Source organism: Mycobacterium sp. NGS56 (genome assembly GCF_059812425.1).
The window spans coordinates 1,168,034-1,176,743 of record NZ_JCALCQ010000001.1; the positions used below are offsets into that span (position 1 = coordinate 1,168,034).

Annotated in this window: 4 protein-coding genes; all 4 read left to right on the forward strand. The window is 68.0% G+C overall.

Annotated features, from left to right (window positions below):
- Positions 1–51 precede the first annotated feature (51 nt).
- From AC5Y4F_RS05455 to mbtD, 4 genes are read left to right on the forward strand one after another with little or no spacing between them, the layout of a single operon-like run.
- A complete protein-coding gene (locus AC5Y4F_RS05455) occupies positions 52–3,567 on the forward strand; it encodes a non-ribosomal peptide synthetase (protein ID WP_499995413.1) in 3,516 nt (1,171 codons plus the stop codon).
- Positions 3,564–4,325 carry a thioesterase II family protein gene (locus tag AC5Y4F_RS05460; protein ID WP_067934513.1) on the forward strand — a complete coding sequence of 254 codons (762 nt, stop codon included), beginning with the start codon at positions 3,564–3,566 and terminating at the stop codon, positions 4,323–4,325. Before AC5Y4F_RS05455 ends, AC5Y4F_RS05460 begins: the two co-directional genes overlap by 4 nt.
- Before the next feature lie 6 nt (positions 4,326–4,331).
- Positions 4,332–5,663 carry a beta-ketoacyl [acyl carrier protein] synthase domain-containing protein gene (locus AC5Y4F_RS05465; RefSeq protein ID WP_499995414.1) on the forward strand — a complete coding sequence of 444 codons (1,332 nt, stop codon included), beginning with the start codon at positions 4,332–4,334 and terminating at the stop codon, positions 5,661–5,663.
- The gene (gene mbtD, locus AC5Y4F_RS05470) at positions 5,663–8,710 is read left to right on the forward strand and encodes a mycobactin polyketide synthase MbtD (protein WP_499995788.1); all 3,048 of its coding nucleotides are present in this window, start codon (positions 5,663–5,665) and stop codon (positions 8,708–8,710) included. The genes AC5Y4F_RS05465 and mbtD overlap by 1 nt, the downstream gene beginning before the upstream one ends.

Below are 8,710 nucleotides of genomic sequence, written 5' to 3' on the forward strand. Positions count from 1 at the left end.
GGATAGGGTAACCAAAAAATTAGGGCAGCCTGTGCTAATCGGGGAGGGTCTGTGGTGCACGCCTCGGCACGCTCGGAGAATATCCGGGCGGAGGTGGCCGATTTGCTCGGCGTCGACGTCGATGCAGTTCAGCCGGGTCGCAGCCTGATCGCCCAGGGCCTGGACTCCATTCGGATCATGACGTTGGCCGGCCGCTGGCGGCGCCAGGGCATCGCCATCGACTTCGCCACCCTTGCCGAGACCCCGACGATCGAAGCCTGGGCCGCTCTGGTCGGCGCCGACCGGAAGGGCGCCTGCCAGCCGATCCTGACCGCCGAGGCTCCCGGCGACGCCGACCTGTCAGGGGCGGACGAGCCGTTCCCGATGGCCCCGATGCAGCACGCGATGTGGGTCGGTCGCCATGACAACCAGCAGCTGGGTGGTGTTGCCGGTCATCTGTACGTGGAGTTCGACGGTGGCCCGGTCGACCCCGAGCGCCTGCGCACGGCGGCCACCGCGCTGGCGCGTCGCCATCCGATGTTGCGGGTGCGGTTCCTACCCGACGGAAATCAGCGCATCACCCCGGTGAACGAGAGCGGCGCCTTCCCGGTCAGCGTCGAGGACCTGCGCTCGCTGAGCGCCGAAGAGGCCGAACAGCGGCTCACCGCGATCCGCACCACCAAATCTCATCAGCAGCTCGACGACGCGGTGTTCGAATTGGCGGTGACGCTGCTACCGGGCGAGCGGTCGCGCCTGCACGTGGACCTGGACATGCAGGCGGCCGACGCGATGAGCTATCGCACGCTGATGGCCGATCTAGCCGCCTGCTACGGCGGCCGCGATCTCCCCCAGCTGAGCTACACCTACCGCCAGTACCGCCAAGCTATCGAGGCGGCAAGCGCACAGCCGCAGCCGGCACGCGAGGCCGACCGGGCCTGGTGGGCGCGGCGCCTCCCGGAGCTGCCAGACCCGCCCGCGTTGCCGTCGACCGGTGGCCGGGGCGCCAACCACAGCACCCGACGCTGGCACTGGCTGGACCCCAAGACACGCGATGCGCTGTTCGCCCGCGCTCGAGCGCGCGGCGTCACCCCAGCGATGGCGCTGGCCGCGGGATTCGCCAACACTGTCGCCCGCTGGTCGACCACCTCACGCTTTCTGCTGAACGTGCCGCTGTTCGGGCGCCAGGCGCTGCACCCGGACGTCGACTTTTTGGTTGGCGACTTCACCTCCTCGTTGCTGCTCGACATCGATCTAATCGGCGCCGACACCGCTACCGCGCGGGCACGCGCGGTGCAGGACGCGATGCGCACGGCCGCCGCGCATTCCGCCTATCCCGGGCTGTCGGTCCTGCGCGACCTCAGCCGCCACCGCGGTACCCAGGTGCTCGCGCCGGTGGTCTTCACCAGCGCGCTGGGGCTCGGCGAGCTGTTCAGTCCCGACGTGGTCGGCCAGTTCGGCACGCCGGGATGGATCATCTCCCAGGGGCCGCAGGTGCTGCTCGACGCGCAGGTCACCGAGTTCGACGGCGGGGTCCTGGTGAATTGGGATGTGCGCGAGGGCATCTTCCCGTCGGGTGTCATCGACGCCATGTTCGCCTACCACATCGACGAGCTGCACCGGCTGGCCTCCGCCGACGACGCATGGGAGGCGCCGGGGCCCCCGGCGCTGCCGGAGGCACAGCGCGCGGTACGTGATGCGGCCAATGCTCGCACCGCCCAGGCCAGCGGAGAAGCGTTGCACGACGGGTTCTTTCGGCAAGCCGAGCGGCAGCCCGACGCCCCGGCGATATTCGCCAGTACCGGTGACCTCAGCTACGCGCAACTGCGCGACCAGGCGTGGGCCGTGGCCGCGGCGCTGCGCACCGCCGGCATCGCCGCCGGCGACACCATCGCGGTGATGGGCCCGAAGACCGCCGAGCAGATTCCGGCGTTGCTCGGCATCCTGTCGGTCGGCGCCGTTTACCTGCCGATCGGCGTCGACCAGCCCCGTGATCGCACCGAGCGCATCCTAAAAACCGGGCGGGTGAGCTTGGCCCTGGTGTGCGGCGGACAACGACTGTCCATGCCGGTACCCGAACTGGTCATAGCCGAGGTGGTTAACGACGGGTGCCCGATTGCTCAGATTGCTTCAGCGGTAATCGATCCCGCCGAACTCGCCTACGTGTTGTTCACATCGGGCTCGACCGGCGAGCCCAAAGGTGTTGAGGTCACCCACGACGCGGCCATGAACACGGTGGAATTCATCGGCCACCACTTCGAGATCGGCCCCGCGGATCGATGCCTGGCGCTGTCGACACTGGAAGGCGACATCTCGGTGATGGACGTGTTCGTCACCCTGCGCACCGGTGGGGCCATCGTGGTGGTCGACGAAGCGCAGCGGCGCGATCCTGACGCCTGGGCCCGGCTCATCGACACTTATAAAGTCACGGTGCTGCACTTCATGCCCGGCTGGCTGGAGATGCTGAGTGAAGTCGGCCGCGGGCGGCTGTCGTCGGTGCGGGTGATCCCCACCGGGGGCGACTGGGTGCGACCCGAGGTGGTACGCCGCCTACGGACCGAAGCGCCGAACCTGCGCTTCGCGGGCCTCGGCGGGGCCACCGAAACCCCGGTGCACAACACCATTTTCGAGGTAACCGACTCGATGCCGCAAGATTGGACGGCCCTGCCCTTCGGTGTCCCGCTTCCCAACAACGCCTGTCGCGTCGTCGGCGACACCGGCGCTGATTGCCCCGACTGGGTCCCCGGGGAATTTTGGGTGTCCGGGCGCGGCATCGCGCGCGGCTACCGCGGACGTCCCGATCTCACCGCGCAACGTTTCGTCGAGCACGACGACCGAACCTGGTATCGCACCGGCGATTTGGTCCGCTACTGGCCAGATGGCACCCTCGAATTCGTTGGCCGCGCTGACGAGCGGGTGAAGATCAGCGGTTATCGCGTCGAGTTGGGCGAGATCGAGACCGCGTTGCGGCGCGTGCCCGGCGTGCGGACGGCGGTGGCCGCCCTGATCGCCGTATCCGGGGAATCGGATGTGCTCGCCGCGCAGGTGTGCACCGACGACTCCTCTTTGACCGCCGAACGCATCCGGCAGCTTCTTGGTGAGCTGGTCCCCGCGTACATGGTCCCACGCCACATCATGGTTGTGGAGCGGATCGGTTTCACCGATGCCGGGAAGCTCGACCGGCGCGCCGCCGCGCGTGAATTGAAGACCGCCGTCGGGCAAGTACGGCGGCCTGGCTACCGGTCACCGTCGACGCCCTTGGAGTCCGCACTGGCAATGATCGTCGGTGATCTACTCGGCCAAGAAAACATCGGAATCGACGACGACTTCTTCGCGCTCGGCGGTGATTCGGTGCTCGCCACCCAAGCCGTGGCGAGGATTCGGGCCTGGCTGGACGCACCGCACATCATCGTCGCCGACGTCTTCGCCAACCGAACCGTGTCGGCGCTGGCCGCGGTGCTCAGCGCCGGCGAGAACTATCCCGGCCGGCTGGACCAGGTCGCCGAGCTGTACCTGGAGGTCGTCGGGATGGACGCCGAGTCGGTTCTGGCGGCCGCTCGACAAGCTACGAAATCGTATACGGCACAATGACATTGAATGACCTGATCACCGTGTCTGCCACGTTCCCGTCCTGGATCAAGCTGACCAGGGCGCACGGCGACGCGTCGTCCACCGGTGCCACCGTGATATTTCCGCACGCCGGTGCCGCCGCCGCGAGCTACCGGGTGCTGGCGGCCGCGCTGGCCGCCGGTGGCGACACCTATGTCATGCAGTACCCCCAGCGGGCTGACCGCCTCACCGAACCCGCCCACGACAGCGTGCACGATCTGGCCGCCAGCCTGTTCCGGGCCGCGCCGTGGCCCAGCGTCGCGCCGCTGAAGTTGTTCGGGCACAGCATGGGTGCCGTCGTCGCCTTCGAGTTCGCCGTTGTGGCCCAAAGGCATGGCGCGGCCGTACAGAAGCTTTGGGTATCGGCCGGTCCGCCGCCGTGCGTCGTCGCGGACATGCCCCAACTGCCGACCACCGACGACGGGCTGCTGGCCGAAATCGCCGATTTGGGCGGCACCGACCCCGAACTGCTCGCCGACGAAGAGTTCTGCGAACTACTGACCACCGCGGTGCGCGCCGACTACCAGGCCTTCAATGGGTATGAACCCAGCCGCGATGTCCGCATCGGCGCCGACATTCACGTACTGGGTGGCCGTGACGACCATCGCGTCACCGCCGGCGTGCTTGAGCAGTGGGAAAGGCACACGGCCGGATCCTTCGCGGTGTCGTTGTATGACGGCGGGCACTTCTACGTCTACGACCATGTCGACGCGATCGCCGCACAGGTGAATGCCGGGTGATCAGCAATGTCTGACGATGGTTTTGCCCGGGGCCTCGAGGGCGAGGATGCCGATCCGGTCGTGATCGTGGGGATGGGTGTCGAGGCACCCGGCGGCATCGAAACACCCGACGGTTACTGGGATCTGCTGGCGCACGGCCGTGAGGCGCTGGGCCCCTTTCCCACTGACCGCGGCTGGGCGGTGCACGAACTGCTCGCCGGCTCGCGGCGCAGCGGTTTCAAAGAGATCCATGACCGCGGCGGTTTCCTCACCGGGGCAACGACTTTCGATCCAGAGTTTTTCGGCATCTCACCCCGCGAGGCGGTCGTGATGGACCCGCAGCAGCGGGTTGCGTTGCGGGTGGCCTGGCGCGCGTGCGAAAACAGTGGCATCAATCCAGACGACCTGGCCGGACACGATGTGGGCTGCTTTGTCGGCGCCTCGGCCACCGGCTACGGACCCGAGATGGCCACGTTCTCCGAACACAGCGGTCATCTGCTGGCCGGCACCGCGCTCAGTGTGATTTCGGGCCGCATCGCCTACACGCTGGGGTTGACCGGGCCGGCACTGACCCTGGACTCCTCGTGTGCATCCGCGCTGGTGGCCTTCCACGTCGCGACGCGCTCCCTGCAGAACGACGACTGCGATCTGGCCATCGCGGGTGGGGTCAACGTGCTGGGTTCGCCGGGCTTCTTCGTCGAGTTCTCCAAACAACACGCACTCTCCGACGACGGATACTGCCGCCCCTACAGCGCGCGGGCCAGCGGGACCGTGTGGGCCGAGGGGGCGGCGATGTTTGTGCTGCAACGTAAATCGGCCGCGTTGCGCGCCGGTCGACAGATAGTCGCCGAGGTGCGGGCCACGGCTATGAATCAGGACGGGCGCAGTGCCGGTCTGAGCGCGCCCAGCGGCGATGCCCAGGTACGGCTGTTCCGGCGGGCGATCAGCCAGGCCGGGATCAAACCGGCCCAGGTGGGAATGATCGAGGGCCATGGCACCGGAACCCGACTCGGTGACCGAACCGAGTTGCGGTCGCTTGCCCAGACTTACGGCGATACCGAACCTGGCAGCGGAGCATGGCTGGGTTCGGTGAAATCCAATGTGGGTCACTCGCTGGCCGCGGCCGGCGCGCTGGGGCTGGCCAAAGTGCTGGTAGCTGCGGAACACGGCGCCGTGCCACCCACCCTGCACGCGAGCGAAGCAAGCCCCGAAATCGAATGGGAGAAACAGGGTTTGCGATTGGCGCAGACTTTGACACCGTGGCCGGCCATCGATGGGCAACGTACCGCCGCGGCCTCCGCGTTCGGGATCGCGGGCACCAACGCACATCTGATCGTTTCCGTCCCCGAGGTCGCATGATGCTCACCCATCGACTTCCGGACGGGCGCGTTCCGGTGCTGCTCAGCGCCCACGACCCGGAGCTGATTCGCCGGGACGCCTCGGCGATCGCGGACTACCTGGGTCGCGTCGACGACTCGCCAGATCTGACCGCCGCGGTCGCCTCCACCCTGCTGCGATTGCGCCGGGTGAGACGTCACCGTGCGGTGGTGCGAGCGGCGGACCGCACCGAACTCGTCGCGGCACTGTCCGCGATCGCTCGCGACGAGGACCACGAGTTGGTCTCGCACTGCGCCCAGACGACGCCGCGGCGCGTCGCGTTCGTGTTCCCGGGCCAGGGCAATCAATGGCAGGCGATGGGAGCCGACGCGTACCGGCAGCTGCCGGCTTACCGTGCGGCCGCCGATCGGTGCACGCAAGCTTTCGTATCTGCCGGATTCCCTTCTCCGCTGCCATATCTGGTCAGCGATGAAGAGCGCGGCTGGTCGCGCTCCGAGATTCAGGCGGCGCAGTTCACCCACGCGGTGAGCCTGGCAGAAGCGTGGCGGTCCTACGGGGTGCTGCCCGATATCGCCATCGGTCATAGCCTCGGCGAGGTGGCGGCCGCGTATGTGGCGGAAGCGCTTGCCTTGTCGGACGCGGTCGCGTTGGTGGTTGCGCGCGCCACGGTTGTCGACCAGTTGACCGGCTGCTACGCGATGGCGGTGCTCGGGACCGGACTCGACATCGCGGAGTCGCTACTGGCGGAGGCGCCCGGCTGGCTGGAAGTCTCGGCGGTCAACGGCCCGTCGTCGACCGTCGTCGCCGGTGACCAGCAGGCGGTGGCCGGCGCGGTGCGGCTGGCCCAACAGCGTGGCATTTTCAGCCAGCAGCTGTCCGTCGACTATCCCGGACACACCAGCGCGCTTCGGCCGTTGCGAGCGAGTCTGGCCGAGCTGACGCCGAAGTCGGCATTCCGCGACGGGCCGGTGAGATTCATCGGCTCCACGCTGGGCGCCGAGTTGGCTGACACCACCGACTTCGGTGACTATTGGTATGAAAACCTCTGCGGCACCGTGCGATTTGATCTCGCTGTGCAGTATGCCCGCGGTTGCGGGGCCGACGCGTTCGTGGAGCTCTCGGCGCACCCGTCATTGCTGTATCCTCTGGGCGGCATCGTCGATGACGAGGCGAGCGTCATCGTCGGCTCGGGGCATCGCGACCGCGCCATCACCGATTCGCTGTCGGCGAACATCGCCGCCATTGCGATCGCGGACCCCGGCTCAAGGTGGGCCGACGCGGTCCCGGGTGCCGAGCGGCCCGCGCTGCGGGGGTTCCCGAACGCGCCGATGCGGGCGGTGCACCTCTGGGCGGCACCGGAACGAGTGACCGAACCGGCGCCTGCGCCGGCGCTCACCGTGGCTGTCGAAAAGTGGCGGCCGATGTCGGCACCGATCACGACGAGCGTAACCACCGTGGACATCGGCTTCTTCGGTCCAGGTGCCCTGACGCAGCGACTCGTCGACGCCGTTGCGGGACATGATGACCGCCGAGCGGTGTCACCGAACGAGGCGGAAGTCCTCGTGGTGGCCGCCCCGGAACTCGACGAGCTCGACGCCCCCGCGGCAATCGAGCAGATCGCCGGTCGGCCCGATGCGGGCCTGCCCGATTACCCCGCGTTGATCGGCCCTAGGTGTCGGGCCGTCTGGTTACTCACCGCCGGTGCCGAACAGATCGACCGGGACGATGCCCCCGCCTCTCCGGCGCAGGCTGCGCTGGCGGGCATGCATCGCAGCGTCAGCTTCGAGTTCCCGGACCAGGCCTTCGGGCATCTCGACCTCACGCACCGCGATGTCGATCCCGCCACGGCGCAAGCCGTCGTCGAGGTGCTGCTCGGCGAGGCGGCCGAGGTCGCGTTGCGGGGCGCCGAATCGCCGCGACTCTACGGCCGGACGTTGAGTGCGTGCCGCGAGTCGACGACGCGGCGACCGCTCGATGCGGCTGCGCTGGACGACGTGGTGATCACCGGTGGCAGCGGGGCCATCGGATTGCAGTACGCGCGGTATTGCCTGAGGCGCGGCGCCCGGACCATCACCCTGTTGAGCCGCAACGGCGTTGATCCGACCGTACTGCGTGAACTCGGTGGCCGGCATGATGCCGAAGTGCGTGCCCCCCGGTGCGACATCACCGATCGCGCCGCGCTGGCCGCCATCGCGGCGAATTATGCGGGGTCGGGCGCGTCATTGCTGATTCACGCCGCAGGCATCGCGCAGGCGCGCTTGAGTTCGGATCTCACCGGTTCGGATGTGGCGGCGGTCTGCGCGGCCAAGGTCGACGGATTGGCGGCGCTGACCGACGTGTGGCCGCTGCGGCCGGATTGCCGGATCCTGGCCTGCTCATCGGTATTCGGAGTCTGGGGCGGGCACGCCCACGCGGCGTACGCGGCGTCCAACCGGATGCTCGACGTGTTGGCCGCCCAGTTGCGTGCCACGGGACGCGACTGCACCGCGATCCGATGGGGCCTGTGGCACGGTGCCGGCGTAGTGGCGGGCCACGAGATCACCCGCACCGAACGATCAGGTTTAGTGGCAATGGAGCCGGAGCAGGCGATCGAAGCCAGTCTGTATCGCTACGCGGGCGATCCACTGATTTTCGACGCCGACTTCAAGCGGCTCCAGGTGTTCTTTGAAAGCCAGGGAATGCCAATGCCGTTCATCGTCTCGCCCTGCGGCGACGGTGCGGACCGTGAAGTCTCGGTTGAGAAGCCGCTCGCCGAGATAGTGCGGGCCGAATTGGCCGCAACGCTGCACCTGGGCGATTCGCTCTCGATTGACCCGGGCACATCGCTCATCGACCTGGGCGTGGACTCGTTGCTCGCACTCGATCTACGTAAGCGCCTGCGCCGCACGGTAGGCAATTCGGTTCCGGTGTCCCGCATGCTCGGCGGCATCACCGTGACAGAGCTGATCGAGGCGTTGCGTGCCGACTCGGCCGGCGGGCCCGCGACGCCACCCTCATTCGGGCGCGCGGGCGTCGCCAACGGTGCACATCACTCAACGCTCGCGATGCTAGAAAGGCTGGACTCCTAG